Raw genomic sequence first — 13,680 nt, forward strand, 5'->3', positions numbered from 1 at the left:
TCCGTCGTGAAAGCCTCGCCCCATGGTGCGTATCGGAACAGTGGTGATGGGTGCGTCGGACGTACGGCGCGCGGCGTCGTTCTGGAAGTCGGCGCTCGGCTATGTGGAGCGTGAACCGCTGGAGGACGGCTGGGTGGTGCTGGTCCCCGCAGAGGGTCACGGCGTCGGGCTGGCCCTGGGGCGGAGCGAGTCGCCCGTGCAGGAGGTCCCCCGGGTCCATCTCGACCTGTACACCGAGGAGCAGGACGCCGAGGTGGGCCGGCTGCTCGCGCTCGGGGCGGAGCGGGTGGCCTGGGAGCTCTATCCGCCGGACCCGGACTTCGTGGTGCTCGCCGACCCGGAGGGCAACCGGTTCTGCGTCATCGACACGACGCACGGTCAGGTCTGACGGGTGACCCGGTGCGCTCCAGGAACGGTTCCAGGAGCCCCGGGACGGCCTCGGAGGCGAAGTCGAGCCCCTCGGACGCGTCGGTGTCGTGCGCCGTGTACGCGCCCGCTCCGGCGGCCGTCGTGGCGGTGATGGTCAGGAGTCCGGACCGCCGCTGGAAGTACGACTGCTTCACGGTCCAGCCGATCACCCCGGCCCGCTGCAGCGCGGCCGTGGAACGCCGGACCGTACCGGAGCGGGTCACCAGGTACGCGCCGACGACGGCGTGTCCCAGGGCGTGGTACGCGTCGAGGGCGAGAAAGACCGCCAGGGGCAGGAACACCACCGCGCAGGCGAGGGCGATCCAGAGCAGGACAGGGGTCAGCAGGGCCCCGAGGACGGCCAGGACGGCCACCGGGGCCAGCACGGACCAGAGGGCCCAGCCCAGCCGTCGGCGACGGGCTGCACGCGGGTGGCCGGTCAGGGCGGCGCCCGTGGGGGTCACGGTCTCGCGCAGGACGTCGGCGGCGACCGTGCCGGCGAGGCTCCGGGGCACGACGGGCAGCAGGGTGTTGTGGTCCCCGTGCTGGTCCGAGTCGTCCTTCGCCAGGCCCGTCGTGATCGCGTCCAGCCGGGCGGCGCCCATCAGACGGACGCCGAGCGGTTCGACGAGGTCCACCCCGCGCAGCCGCCGTTCCTCGATGGAGACCGACCGGGAGGTGAAGAGCCCGCGGCGGACCCTGAGGGTGCCGCCCGGTTCGCGCTCCAGCCGGTAGCTCCACCACATCTCGACCCAGAGGCCGAGCGCGCCGACGACGCCGGCGACCACCGCCGCGGCGACGAGGACGAGGACCGTCCAGAGCACCGGGGTCCCGCGGAACAGGTCGCCGATCCAGGCGATCACCTCGCCCTGTGCCCCGACCCACTCGCTGACCTGCATCACGGCGCCGGCCGCCGCGCCGCCCAGCATCGGGGCGACGAAGGACACCGGCGCGTACCGGATCCACCGGAGGTTCAGTCCGACCAGTTCCCCCTCGCGGTGGCCGCCGGCGGGACCGGTGGCCGCGCGTTCCAGGAGGAGGCGGCGCAGCAGTTCGCCCTCGGTACGGGTCACCGGGTCGAGTTCGAGCGTCGAGTCGCCGCCCACGTGCTCCCCGGTGCCGATCCGGACCGTGACGAGCCCGAGGAGGCGCAGCACCGGGCGCGCCGTGAGGTCGACGCTGCGGATCCGTTCCCGGGCCAGTGAGCGTTCCTTCACCAGCAGGAGGCCGGTGTGGAGCTCGACGCGCTCGGGGCCGACGCGGTAGCGGGTGCGGCGCCATCGCACGTGGTCGATCCCGGCCGAGCAGCCGGTGAGCACGAGGACGGCGGCCGGTACCCAGGTCAGGGCGCTCCCGGTCCCGAAGCGCCCGGAGAGGGCGAGGCCGACCGGCAGGGCCGCGCCCAGCAGTACCCCCGCCGTGACGAGTGCGGTGACCAGGACCGTACGCCGGTCCAGGCGCCGCCAGTCGTCGGCGGGGGTGCTCATGTGGCGTCCCCGGGGGTGTCCTGGGTAATCCGGGTGAGCCGTTCGGCCAGCTCCGCCGCCACCTCGTGGTCGAGGCCCTCGATCCGTACGGCGCCCTTGGCGGAGGCGGTGGTGACGGTGACCGTGGCGAGTCTCCAGAGCTGTTCCAGGGGGCCTCGCACGGTGTCGACGGTCTGGATCCGGGACATCGGCGCGATCCGCCATTCCTGGCGGACCACTCCCGTCCGGACGTAGACCGCCTCACCGGTGACCTCCCAGCGGTGGGTCCGGAACCACCAGAGGGGGAAGAGGACGGCACAGGCCAGACCGACGACCGCCACGGCTGCGGCGGACATCAGCAGCCAGAACCGGGCGGACCCGATGAACGCGCCCAGCAGGCCCAGCACCAGCACGGGCACCGCGGTCAGCAGCAGCCACTGGGCACGCCACCAGCCGACGGCCCTGCGGTCCAGCGTGTTGCGCGGTGGCCGCAGCCGTACCGTCCCCTCCCCCGTCACCACCACTCGGCTCAGCGTCCCCGCAGCGAGCGGTAGGCGGCGACGAGCGCGGCGGTGGAGCTGTCGAGCGACTCCCCGCCGGTGCCCTCGATCAGGACGGGCTCGATCCTCTTGGCGAGGACCTTGCCGAGCTCGACGCCCCACTGGTCGAAGGAGTCGATGTTCCAGACGGCGCCCTGGACGAAGACCTTGTGCTCGTACAGCGCGATGAGCTGGCCGAGCACCGACGGGGTCAGCCGGTCGGCGAGGATCGTGGTCGTCGGGTGGTTGCCGCGGAACGTCTTGTGCGGCACCAGCTCCTCGGGGACACCCTCCGCGCGGACCTCCTCGGCCGTCTTGCCGAAGGCCAGTGCCTGGGTCTGGGCGAAGAAGTTGGCCATCAGCAGGTCGTGCTGGGCGGCCAGACCGGGCAGCAGGTTCTCGACCGGCTCGGCGAAGCCGATGAAGTCGGCGGGGATGACCTTGGTGCCCTGGTGGATCAGCTGGTAGTAGGCGTGCTGCCCGTTGGTGCCGGGGGTGCCCCAGACGACCGGGCCGGTCTGCCACTCCACCGGATTGCCGTCCCGGTCGACGGACTTGCCGTTGGACTCCATGTCCAGCTGCTGCAAGTACGCGGTGAACTTGGACAGATAGTGGCTGTAGGGCAGCACGGCATGCGACTGCGCGTCGAAGAACGCGCCGTACCAGACGCCCAACAGGCCGAGCAGCAGCGGGACGTTGTCCTCGGCGGGCGCCGTGCGGAAGTGCTCGTCGACGAGGTGGAAGCCGTCGAGCATCTCGCGGAACCGGTCCGGACCGATGGCGATCATCAGCGAGAGGCCGATGGCCGAGTCGTACGAGTAACGGCCGCCGACCCAGTCCCAGAACTCGAACATGTTGTCCGTGTCGATGCCGAAGTCCGCGACCTTGCCGGCATTCGTGGACAGCGCCACGAAGTGCTTGGCGACGGCTTCCTGACCGGCCCCCAGACCCGTGAGCAGCCACGTGCGGGCGGAGGTGGCGTTGGTGATGGTCTCGATCGTGGTGAACGTCTTCGAAGCGATGACGAACAGCGTCTCGGCCGGGTCCAGGCCCTGCAGCGCCTCGTTGAGGTCGGCGCCGTCGACGTTCGACACGAAGCGGAGGGTGAGCGAGCGGTCCGTGAAGGAACGCAGCGCCTCGTACGCCATGGCGGGACCGAGGTCGGAGCCGCCGATGCCGATGTTCACGACGTTCTTGATGCGCTTGCCGGTCGAGCCGGTCCACTCCCCCGCCCTGACGCGGTCGGAGAAGGCCGCCATCTTGTCCAGGACGGCGTGCACGGCGGGCACGACGTTCTCGCCGTCGACCTCGATCACGGCGTCGCGCGGGGCGCGGAGCGCGGTGTGCAGGACGGCACGGTCCTCGGTGGTGTTGATCTTCTCGCCGCGGAACATCGCGTCCCGCAGCTCCGCGACACCGGTGGCGGCGGCGAGCTCGCGCAGCAGGCGGAGCGTCTCGTCGGTGACCAGGTTCTTGGAGTAGTCGACGCGGAGGCCGCCGACCCGGAGGGTGTAGTCGATGCCGCGGTCGGGTTCGTCGGCGAACAGCTGTCGCAGCTGGGTTCCACCGAGTTCCTCACGGTGCTTGCCGAGAGCCGTCCACTCGGGCATCTGGTTGAGCTTCGTTCGGCTTTGTGCGTTCATCCCGGGTATCAGCCCACTTCTTCTCGTACCTGCGCATCCCCGCTGCCCCACCAACCTAATTGATCCGGGAGGTGTGCGGCGCGAGGGCGGGTTGCGGCACGGGAAAAGCAGTCCGGCCGGACACCCGTGGGGTGTCCGGCCGGTGAACAACTTCTAGATTTCGCCGCGGAGTTTCGCGAGCGCCTCGGCAAGAATGGCCTCGCCGTCCGCGTCGCTGCGCCGCTCGCGCACATACGCCAGATGCGTCTTGTACGGCTCGGTGCGCGGCGGGTCGGGCGGGCTGTCCCGGTCCTGGCCGGCCGGGAAGCCGCAGCGCGGGCAGTCCCATGTCTCCGGTACCTGCGCGTCATGGGCGAAGCTCGGCTGCGTCTCGTGCCCGTTCGAGCACCAGAAGGAGATGCGGAGGCGCGGCGCGGACTCGCCCCGCTCGGCCTCCCCCATCGGCCCCGCTCCGACCCGGCTTCCCCGGATCGCGTTGCCACTTGCCACGGTCGTAACTCCCTGCGTGATGGTGCTCGAAGATGCCCCAGTCTACGTAAGGCCCAACGCGCGTCCAGTGATTGGAGTTACTTCACCGGGAATCGCGGACGCCGGGTCAGTTGTCCAGCTTCATCAGCAGACCAAGTACGACAATGCATGCGAACCACGACAGACCGACCACCACGGTGATGCGGTCGAGGTTGCGCTCGGCGACCGAGGAGCCACCGACGGACGACTGCATACCGCCACCGAACATGTCGGAGAGGCCGCCGCCCTTTCCCTTGTGCATCAGCACCAGCAGCATCAGCAGCAGGCTGAAGACGATCAGGGCGATCGAGAACCCCATAATCACGGCTGGTCCCTACTTTCCGGAATTCCCTTGGACTGCACATACGGACAACGGGGGCCGGAGGGGTACCCCCCTCGGCCCCCGCTAGGGTACGACGGATCGGCGCTAGCGCATACTCACTGGTCGCGGAAGCGGACGATCTTGACGAACTCCTCGGCGTCCAGCGCCGCGCCTCCGACGAGTGCGCCGTCCACGTCGGGCTGCGCCATGATGGCCGCGACGTTGCCGGACTTCACGGAGCCGCCGTACTGGATACGGACGGCGTCGGCCAGCTCCTGCGAGTACAGCTCGGCCAGGCGGCCACGGATCGCTCCGCACACCTCCTGGGCGTCCTCGGGGGTGGCGACCTCGCCGGTCCCGATGGCCCAGACCGGCTCGTAGGCGATCACGATGGATTCGGCCTGCTCGGCGGGGATGTCCTTGAGGGCGCCGTCGAGCTGCGCGAGGGTGTAGGAGACCTGGTCACCGGCCTTGCGGATGTCCAGGCCCTCGCCGACGCAGAGGATCGGGGTCAGGCCGTGCTTGTACGCGGCCTTCACCTTGGCGTTGCAGATCTCGTCGTTCTCGCCGTGGTACTGGCGACGCTCGCTGTGGCCGACGGCCACGTACGTGCACTTCAGCTTGGCGAGCATGGAGCCGGAGATCTCACCGGTGTACGCACCGGATTCGTGCGCCGAGATGTCCTGGGCGCCGTACTTGATCTTCAGTTTGTCGCCGTCCACCAGCGTCTGCACGGAGCGCAGGTCGGTGAAGGGCGGCAGGACGGCGACCTCTACGGCGTCGTAGTCCTTGTCGGCCAGGGCGAAAGCGAGCTTCTGGGTGTGGGCGATGGCCTCGAGGTGGTTGAGGTTCATCTTCCAGTTGCCCGCCATCAGCGGGGTGCGGGTGCTCATTGAGTGTCAGTCCTCCAGTGCGGCGAGGCCGGGAAGCGTCTTGCCCTCGAGGTATTCGAGGCTGGCGCCGCCACCGGTCGAGATATGGCCGAATGCATTCTCGTCGAAGCCCAGGATGCGTACGGCGGCGGCACTGTCCCCGCCGCCGACGACGCTGAAGGCCGGGGAGTCGACGAGGGCCTGGGCGACGGCCCTGGTGCCCTCGGCGTAGTCGGGGTGCTCGAAGACGCCCATCGGCCCGTTCCAGAAGACCGTGGCGGCGTCGGCGAGCTTCGATGCGTACAGCCGGTTGGTCTCGGGGCCGTTGTCCAGGCCCATCGAACCGGCCGGGATGGCGTCCGCGGCAACCGTGACGGGGTTGCTCGGGGCCTTGGTCTTCAGGTCCGGGAACTGCTCGGAGACGACGACGTCGACGGGGAGCACGAACTCCACGCCCTTCTCCTCGGCCCGCTTCAGGTACTTCAGCACCGCCGGGATCTGGTCCTCCTGCAGGAGGGAGCTGCCGACCTCGTAGCCCTGGGCCTTGAGGAAGGTGTACGCCATGCCGCCGCCGATGAGGATGCGGTCGGCCCGCTCCAGGAGGTGGTCGATGACGCCGAGCTTGTCGGAGACCTTGGAGCCGCCGAGCACGACGGCGTACGGGCGCTCGACGTCCTCGGTGAGCTTCTTCAGGACGCCGACCTCGGTGGCGATCAGGTCGCCCGCCGCGTGCGGCAGCCGGGCCGGGAGGTCGAAGACGGAGGCGTGCTTGCGGTGGACGGCACCGAAGCCGTCGCCCACGTACACGTCGGCGAGCTCGGCGAGCCGGTCGGCGAAGGCGCCGCGCTCGGCGTCGTCCTTCGCGGTCTCGCCCGCGTTGAAGCGGAGGTTCTCGATGACGGCCACCTGGCCGTCGGTGAGAGCGGCGGCGGTGGCACGGGCGGATTCGCCGACCGTGTCGGTCGCGAAGGCGACATCGGTTCCGAGCAGCTCACCGAGGCGCGCGGCTGCGGGCGCGAGCGAGAACGCCGGGTCGGGTGCGCCCTTGGGGCGGCCGAGGTGCGAGGCGACGATGACCCGCGCGCCGGCTGCGGCAAGTTTGGCGACCGTGGGCGCGACGGCACGGATGCGGCCGTCGTCCGTGATCGTGGTGCCGTCGAGCGGCACGTTGAGGTCCGCGCGGACGAATACCCGCTTGCCCGCGACCCCTTCGGTGAGAAGTTCGTCGATCGTCTTCATCTGTTTCCGGTACTCCTTGGAAGGACGAGAGAGCATGGAACGGGGCTCGAACGGCGCCGCATTGCGCCATCCGAGCCCCACGCTCACATCGAGTTGCCTGCCGCTCCGAGGATCAGAGCTGGCCGCCGACGAAGACGGTCAGGTCGACGAGACGGTTGGAGTAGCCCCACTCGTTGTCGTACCAGCCGAGGATCTTCACCGTCTTGCCTTCCTGAACCATCGTCATGGACGAGTCGAAGGTGCAGGACGCCGGGTCACCGACAATGTCCGAGGATACGATCGGGTCCTCGGTGTACGCGAGGTACCCCTTGAGGTCGCCGTCGTCGGTCGCCTTCTTGAACGCGGCGTTGACCTCGTCCTTGGTGACCTCGCGGGACAGCTCGACGACCAGGTCGGTGGCCGAACCGGTCGGGACCGGCACGCGCATCGCGATGCCGTCGAGCTTGCCCTTGAGCTGCGGCAGGACCAGAGCGGTGGCCTTGGCGGCACCGGTCGTGGTCGGGATGATGTTCTCGGCGGCGGCGCGGGCGCGACGCAGGTCCGAGTGCGGGAAGTCCAGGATCCGCTGGTCGTTCGTGTAGGCGTGGACCGTCGTCATCAGGCCCTTGACGATGCCGAAGTTCTCGTCGAGAACCTTGGCCATCGGCGCCACACAGTTGGTGGTGCAGGAGGCGTTGGAGATGACGTGGTCGGTGGCCGCGTCGTACTTGTCCTGGTTGACGCCCATCACGATGGTGATGTCCTCGTCCTTGGCCGGAGCCGAGATGAGGACCTTCTTGGCGCCACCGGCGATGTGCTTCTCGGCGTCGGCCTTCTTGGTGAAGATGCCGGTCGACTCGATCACGATGTCGACGCCCAGGTCACCCCAGGGCAGGTCGGCCGGGTTGCGCTCGGAGAGCACCTTGATGGTGTGACCATCGACGGTGATGGTGTCGGCGGTGTGGCTCACCTCTGCCTTGAGACGACCCAGAATGGTGTCGTACTTCAGCAGGTGGGCCGTGGTCGCAGTGTCACCCAGGTCGTTGACAGCCACGATCTCGATGTCCGCACCCTGCTCCAGCAGCGCGCGGAAGTAGTTACGTCCGATGCGGCCAAAGCCGTTGATGCCTACGCGGATCGTCACGAACCGATCTCCTCGTATAGGTACGCCGGTTTTCGACGCCGGCGAGTTGTATAGGGATGTCCCCGACCGCCTCCGACCCTACCTCTCCAAGGGCCCCGGAGTGACATCGAGCGGGGCCGGGCGAGGCCGGGAAGTCCGTACTCCCGAGTAGGAGTCGAAGGCTCCGCTCCCGGGGGGCCACGGCGGGCACCGGGCAGGCTCATGGGCCCTCGGAGCCGGCTACGGAGTGTCAACAGCCCTGAGTCGTACGCCTCTTTCCGACAGGAAAGGCTTGCGTACGGCCGCGCCGGTGAGGTAATTGGGCCGCGACCGGCGCGGCACGGTGTCCGGGATCCCGGACACCGACGCACGGGAAAGAGACGTCCGAAAAGCGTCTGCGCCCGGACACGCCGCTGCCGGCGCACCCTTGCGGGGGCGCCGGCAGCGGGATGTCCGGGCGCGAGGGGAGCCGGTCAGCCGACGAGCCCGTCGGCCAGCTCCTCGCTCAGCGTGGATTCCGTCCCCGGGATACCGAGGTCCTGGGCCCGCTTGTCGGCCATGGCCAGCAGCCGGCGGATACGCCCCGCGACCGCGTCCTTGGTCAGCGGCGGCTCGGCCAGCGCGCCCAGCTCCTCCAAGGACGCCTGCTTGTGCTCCATGCGCAGCCGTCCGGCCGCCGCGAGGTGCTCGGGCACCTCCTCGCCGAGGATCTCCAGCGCGCGCCCCACGCGGGCGCCCGCCGCCACCGCGGCGCGCGCCGAGCGGCGCAGGTTGGCGTCGTCGAAGTTGGCGAGGCGGTTCGCCGTGGCGCGGACCTCGCGCCGCATCCGGCGCTCCTCCCAGGCCAGTACCGACTCGTGGGCACCGAGGCGGGTGAGGAGCGCGCCGATGGCGTCGCCGTCGCGGACGACGACGCGGTCCACGCCGCGCACCTCGCGGGCCTTCGCCGCGATGGAGAGCCTGCGGGCCGCACCGACCAGGGCGAGCGCCGCCTCCGGACCCGGGCAGGTCACCTCCAGGGAGGAGGAACGACCCGGCTCGGTGAGCGAGCCGTGCGCCAGGAAGGCCCCGCGCCAGGCCGCCTCGGCGTCACAGGTGGCCCCCGAGACCACCTGCGGGGGCAGCCCGCGGATGGGACGGCCCCGGCCGTCCACCAGTCCGGTCTGGCGTGCGAGCTGGTCGCCGCCCGCCACCACCCGTACGACATAGCGGGAGCCGCGCCGCAGCCCGCCGGGGGCCATCACGATCAGCTCCGAGCTGTGCCCGAAGATCTCGAGAATGTCCCGCTTCAGCCGGCGCGCCGCCATCGCGGTGTCCAGCTCCGCCTCGATCACAATCCGGCCGCTCACCAGGTGCAGCCCGCCCGCGAACCGAAGAATCGCCGAGACTTCTGCCTTCCTGCAGCAGGTCCGGGTTACGGGAAGCCGAGAGATTTCGTCCTTCACCGCTGGCGTCATCGCCATGGGCCGATCCTTCCATGCATCCGAAAAATACGGTCGTACGCGGCGGCCAACAGCTCCGGATCATGGATCGGAACACCATCGGGTGAAGCTACCGGCGCCAGCTCGACCGCGGCGCCGAGCCGTTGTGCGGCGTCGGCGAGGGACTCGCGGTCGGGCACGGCGGCCTCGTCGGCCAACACCACGTCCAAGGCGAGTTTAGGGGCGTGTCGTCCCAAAACCTCCAAATGACGCTGCGGTGAGAAGCCATCTGTTTCACCGGGTTGCGGCGCGAGGTTCAGCGAAAGCACCTTCCGGGCCTTCGTGGCGACCAGCGCGTCGTGCAGTTCCGGGACGAGCAGGTGCGGGATCACCGAGGAGAACCAGGAGCCCGGACCGAGCACCACCCAGTCCGCGTCGAGGACGGCGGCGACCGCTTCCGGGACGGCCGGCGGGTCGGCCGGAACGACGTGCACGGACTGCACCTCGCCCGGGGTGAGCGCCACCGTCGCCTGCCCGCGCACGGTGACGATGTCGTCGGGGTGCTCCGGGTCGTGGCCCCGTACGAGCGCCTGGAGCTCCAGGGGTACGGCGGACATCGGCAGCACCCGGCCGTGGGCGCCGAGGAGCTTGCCGACGAGGTCGAGCGCCTGCACGTGGTCGCCGAGCTGCTCCCAGAGGGCGACGATCAGCAGATTTCCGACCGCGTGCTCGTGCAGGTCGCCCTTGGACTCGAAGCGGTGCTGGATGACCTGGGCCCAGGTCTGGCCCCACTCGTCGTCCCCGCAGAGCGCCGCCAGCGCCTTGCGCAGGTCGCCCGGCGGCAGCACACCCAGCTCCTCGCGGAGCCGGCCGCTGGAGCCCCCGTCGTCGGCCACGGTGACCACCGCCGTGAGGTCGCCGGTGATCCGCCGCAGCGCCGTGAGCGAGGCGGACAGGCCCATGCCGCCGCCCAGGGCGACGACCTTGGGCTGGGCGCTCCGCTTGCGTCCGGACAGCGCAGAGGTGGCTCTGCTCAACCGCCGCAGACGCAGATTGCGATTGGTCACTCGCGCCCCATGTCCCTGTGGACGAGGACGGTCTCGATGCCTTCCGCGGCCAGCCGGGCGGCCAGCTTCTCGGACATCGCCACGGAGCGGTGCTTGCCGCCCGTGCACCCGACGGCGACGGTCACGTAGCGCTTGCCCTCGCGGCGGTAGCCGGTGGCGATGAGCTGGAGCAGTTCCGTGTACTGGTTGAGGAACTCCTTGGCGCCCGGCTGGTCGAAGACGTACGCGGACACCTCCTCGTTGAGCCCGGTGAAGGGCCGCAGCTCCGGGACCCAGTGCGGGTTCGGCAGGAAGCGGCAGTCCACGACCAGGTCGGCGTCGACGGGCAGGCCGTACTTGTAGCCGAAGGACATCACCGTGGCGCGCAGCTCCGGCTTCTCGTCGCCGGCGAACTGGGCGTCCATCTTGGCCCGCAGCTCGTGCACGTTGAGGCTGGAGGTGTCGATCACCAGGTCGGCGTCGCCGCGCAGCTCGCGCAGCAGGTCGCGCTCGGCCTCGATGCCGTCGACGATCCGGCCGTCGCCCTGGAGGGGGTGCGGGCGGCGGACCGACTCGAAGCGGCGCACGAGGGCGTCGTCCGAGGACTCCAGGAAGACGATCCGCCGGGTGACGTGCTTGGCCTCCAGGTCCGCGAGGGACTCCCGGAGGTTGTCGAAGAAGCGGCGGCCCCGGACGTCGACGACGACGGCGATACGGGCCACGTTGCCCTGGGAGCGGGCGCCGAGCTCCACCATCGTGGGGATCAGCGCGGGCGGCAGGTTGTCGACGACGAACCAACCGAGGTCCTCGAGACACTTGGCGGCGGTGCTGCGCCCGGCGCCGGACATGCCGGAGATGATCACCAGTTCGGGGATGGCCGGCGCGGTGGCCTCACCCGTCTCGTTGGTGGTGCCCGTACTCACGTGTGCTGCTCCGTCTGCTCGGTCGGTGCTGTGGTGCCCGGGGTCGGTTTCGTGCGCGCGTTCGTTTTGGTGCTCAGTCATGACGTGCCCCCGTCGTCCTCTTCAATGATCTCTCCTGTGGCCGTGTTCACGGCGGGCGCGGCCGGGGTGGTCGAGGCGAGGGCGGCGGCCACTGATTCCGCCGTCCTGCGCCCTATCCCCGGGACCTCGCAGATCTCGTCGATTGTCGCCTGCCGCAGCTTCTTCACGGAGCCGAAATGCTTGATCAGAGCCTGCTTCCGGGTCTCGCCGAGGCCCGCGACGTCGTCCAGGGGGCTGCTGCGGATGCGCTTGGCCCGCTTGGCTCGCTGATAGGTGATGGCGAAGCGGTGGGCCTCGTCACGGATCCGCTGGAGGAGATAGAGACCCTCGCTGGAGCGGGGCATGACCACGGGGTCGTCGTCATCGGGCAGCCAGACCTCTTCGAGCCGCTTGGCGAGGCCGCAGACGGCGATGTCGTCGATGCCCAGCTCGTCCAGGGCCCGCTTGGCCGCGGCGACCTGGGGCTGCCCGCCGTCCACGACGACAAGCTGCGGCGGATACGCGAACCGCTTGGGCCTGCCGTCGTCCTCCCGGGGCTCGCTCCCGGCCTCGTCCACGGCGGGTACGGCGCCGGTGGGGGCGGGACCCGTGATCGCGGGGCCGGCGGTGCCGGTGAGGGCCTGGGCGGGGGTCTCCTCCCACTCCCCCGTCCGCTCCTTGTCCTGGAGGTACCGCTTGAAGCGGCGGCCGATCACCTCGTGCATCGACCGCACGTCGTCCTGGCCCTCGAAGCCCTTGATCTGGAAGCGGCGGTACTCGCTCTTGCGGGCCAGACCGTCCTCGAAGACCACCATCGACGCCACCACGTCGTCGCCCTGGAGATGGGAGATGTCGTAGCACTCGATGCGCAGCGGGGCCGTGTCGAGGCCGAGCGCCTCGGAGATCTCCTCCAGGGCACGGGAGCGGGTCGTCAGGTCGGACGCGCGCTTGGTCTTGTGCAGCCCGAGGGCCTGCTGGGCGTTGCGCTGGACCGTGGCCATCAGGTCCTTCTTGTCACCGCGCTGCGGAATGCGCAGGCTGACCTGGGAGCCACGGCGCCCGGCGAGCCACTGAGCGACGGCTCCGTCGTCCTCGGGGAGCGCGGGGACCAGGACCTCCTTGGGCACGGAGTCGCCCGTCTCCTCCCCGTACAGCTGCTGGAGCGCGTGCTCGACGAGGCCCGCGGTGTCGACCGCCTCGACCTTGTCGGTGACCCAGCCGCGCTGGCCGCGGACCCGGCCGCCGCGGACGTGGAAGATCTGCACGGCCGCTTCGAGCTCGTCCTCGGCGACGGCGATCAGGTCGGCGTCGGTGGCATCGGCGAGGACGACGGCGCTCTTCTCCATCGCCCGCCTGAGCGCCTCCACGTCATCGCGGAGCCTGGCCGCGCGCTCGTACTCCATCTCCTCCGCCGCCTGCATCATGTCCTTCTCCAGGCGGCGGATGTACGTACCGGTACGGCCCGCCATGAAGTCGCAGAAGTCCTCGGCGAGCTCGCGGTGCTCCTCGGGGGTGACCCGGCCGACACAGGGCGCCGAGCACTTGCCGATGTAGCCGAGGAGGCAGGGGCGGCCGGTCCGCGCGGCGTTCTTGAACACACCCGCGGAGCACGTACGCACGGGGAAGACCCGGAGCATCAGGTCGACGGTCTCGCGGATCGCCCACGCGTGCCCGTACGGCCCGAAGTAGCGCACGCCCTTCTTCTTGGCTCCACGCATCACCTGGACGCGGGGGAAGTCCTCGTTGAGGGTGACCGCGAGATACGGATAGCTCTTGTCGTCGCGGTACTTGACGTTGAACCGGGGGTCGAACTCCTTGATCCAGGAGTATTCGAGCTGGAGCGCCTCGACCTCCGTGGAGACGACGGTCCATTCGACGGAGGCCGCGGTGGTGACCATCGTGCGCGTGCGCGGGTGCAGGTTGGCGAGGTCCTGGAAGTAGTTGGCCACGCGCTGGCGCAGGTTCTTGGCCTTCCCGACGTAGATCACCCTGCGGTGCTCGTCGCGGAATTTGTAGACCCCCGGGGAGTCGGGGATCTGTCCCGGCTTGGGGCGGTAGCTGGAGGGGTCTGCCATGTCTCACACCCTACTTGTGGGCGGTGACAGCGCGGCCTCGCCGGCGGACCGGTCCGC

Annotated in this window: 13 protein-coding genes; 1 reads left to right on the plus strand and 12 read right to left on the minus strand. The window is 70.0% G+C overall.

The features are described from left to right. Positions 1-22 precede the first annotated feature (22 nt). Positions 23-388, plus strand: coding sequence for a VOC family protein (locus tag OG230_RS08535; RefSeq protein WP_328909532.1), 366 nt, complete (start codon positions 23-25; stop codon positions 386-388). Here the strand turns inward: OG230_RS08535 and OG230_RS08540 are convergent. From OG230_RS08540 to uvrC, 12 genes are all read right to left on the minus strand, one after another. Further along, a complete protein-coding gene (locus tag OG230_RS08540) occupies positions 360-1,895 on the minus strand; it encodes a PH domain-containing protein (RefSeq protein WP_328909533.1) in 1,536 nt (511 codons plus the stop codon). The two genes, OG230_RS08535 and OG230_RS08540, sit on opposite strands and share 29 nt — an antisense overlap. Continuing rightward, positions 1,892-2,395 carry a PH domain-containing protein gene (locus OG230_RS08545; protein ID WP_328911345.1) on the minus strand — a complete coding sequence of 168 codons (504 nt, stop codon included), beginning with the start codon at positions 2,393-2,395 and terminating at the stop codon, positions 1,892-1,894. Before OG230_RS08545 ends, OG230_RS08540 begins: the two co-directional genes overlap by 4 nt. A gap of 8 nt (positions 2,396-2,403) precedes the next feature. After that, positions 2,404-4,056 carry a glucose-6-phosphate isomerase gene (pgi, locus tag OG230_RS08550; RefSeq protein WP_328909534.1) on the minus strand — a complete coding sequence of 551 codons (1,653 nt, stop codon included), beginning with the start codon at positions 4,054-4,056 and terminating at the stop codon, positions 2,404-2,406. Between the two features lie 153 nt (positions 4,057-4,209). After that, a complete protein-coding gene (locus OG230_RS08555; protein ID WP_136207022.1) occupies positions 4,210-4,545 on the minus strand; it encodes an RNA polymerase-binding protein RbpA in 336 nt (111 codons plus the stop codon). Positions 4,546-4,651: 106 nt separating this feature from the next. Further along, complete coding sequence (gene secG, locus OG230_RS08560; RefSeq protein WP_328909535.1) at positions 4,652-4,882, minus strand: preprotein translocase subunit SecG; 231 nt, start codon at positions 4,880-4,882, stop codon at positions 4,652-4,654. A gap of 119 nt (positions 4,883-5,001) precedes the next feature. Next, the gene (gene tpiA / locus OG230_RS08565) at positions 5,002-5,778 is read right to left on the minus strand and encodes a triose-phosphate isomerase (protein ID WP_328909536.1); all 777 of its coding nucleotides are present in this window, start codon (positions 5,776-5,778) and stop codon (positions 5,002-5,004) included. Positions 5,779-5,784: 6 nt separating this feature from the next. After that, entirely contained in the window at positions 5,785-6,996 is a 1,212-nt protein-coding gene (locus tag OG230_RS08570; protein WP_328909537.1) for a phosphoglycerate kinase, read from the minus strand. Positions 6,997-7,108: 112 nt separating this feature from the next. Then, on the minus strand, positions 7,109-8,119 hold the full coding sequence (gene gap, locus OG230_RS08575) for a type I glyceraldehyde-3-phosphate dehydrogenase (RefSeq protein ID WP_328909538.1): 1,011 nt from the start codon (positions 8,117-8,119) through the stop codon (positions 7,109-7,111). A gap of 452 nt (positions 8,120-8,571) precedes the next feature. After that, positions 8,572-9,561: a DNA-binding protein WhiA gene (gene whiA, locus OG230_RS08580; RefSeq protein ID WP_266745531.1), complete on the minus strand. Its 990-nt coding sequence runs from the start codon at positions 9,559-9,561 to the stop codon at positions 8,572-8,574. Beyond that, positions 9,552-10,586 carry a gluconeogenesis factor YvcK family protein gene (locus OG230_RS08585; protein ID WP_328909539.1) on the minus strand — a complete coding sequence of 345 codons (1,035 nt, stop codon included), beginning with the start codon at positions 10,584-10,586 and terminating at the stop codon, positions 9,552-9,554. The genes whiA and OG230_RS08585 overlap by 10 nt, the downstream gene beginning before the upstream one ends. After that, the gene (gene rapZ / locus OG230_RS08590; protein WP_328909540.1) at positions 10,583-11,569 is read right to left on the minus strand and encodes an RNase adapter RapZ; all 987 of its coding nucleotides are present in this window, start codon (positions 11,567-11,569) and stop codon (positions 10,583-10,585) included. Before rapZ ends, OG230_RS08585 begins: the two co-directional genes overlap by 4 nt. Then, a complete protein-coding gene (gene uvrC, locus OG230_RS08595) occupies positions 11,566-13,623 on the minus strand; it encodes an excinuclease ABC subunit UvrC (RefSeq protein WP_328909541.1) in 2,058 nt (685 codons plus the stop codon). The genes rapZ and uvrC overlap by 4 nt, the downstream gene beginning before the upstream one ends. Between the last annotated feature and the right edge of the window lie 57 nt (positions 13,624-13,680).

Source organism: Streptomyces sp. NBC_00234 (genome assembly GCF_036195325.1).
In the GTDB taxonomy this organism is placed as follows: Bacteria; Actinomycetota; Actinomycetes; order Streptomycetales; family Streptomycetaceae; genus Streptomyces.

Excerpts from the sequence above, each read along its gene's own strand:
- OG230_RS08535 (WP_328909532.1), top strand. The coding sequence starts at position 23 with ATGGTGCGTATCGGAACAGTGGTGATGGGTGCGTCGGACGTACGGCGC.
- OG230_RS08540 (WP_328909533.1), bottom strand. The coding sequence starts at position 1,895 with ATGAGCACCCCCGCCGACGACTGGCGGCGCCTGGACCGGCGTACGGTC.
- pgi (WP_328909534.1), bottom strand. The coding sequence starts at position 4,056 with ATGAACGCACAAAGCCGAACGAAGCTCAACCAGATGCCCGAGTGGACG.
- secG (WP_328909535.1), bottom strand. The coding sequence starts at position 4,882 with ATGGGGTTCTCGATCGCCCTGATCGTCTTCAGCCTGCTGCTGATGCTG.
- tpiA (WP_328909536.1), bottom strand. The coding sequence starts at position 5,778 with ATGAGCACCCGCACCCCGCTGATGGCGGGCAACTGGAAGATGAACCTC.
- OG230_RS08570 (WP_328909537.1), bottom strand. The coding sequence starts at position 6,996 with ATGAAGACGATCGACGAACTTCTCACCGAAGGGGTCGCGGGCAAGCGG.
- whiA (WP_266745531.1), bottom strand. The coding sequence starts at position 9,561 with ATGGCGATGACGCCAGCGGTGAAGGACGAAATCTCTCGGCTTCCCGTA.
- rapZ (WP_328909540.1), bottom strand. The coding sequence starts at position 11,569 with ATGACTGAGCACCAAAACGAACGCGCGCACGAAACCGACCCCGGGCAC.
- uvrC (WP_328909541.1), bottom strand. The coding sequence starts at position 13,623 with ATGGCAGACCCCTCCAGCTACCGCCCCAAGCCGGGACAGATCCCCGAC.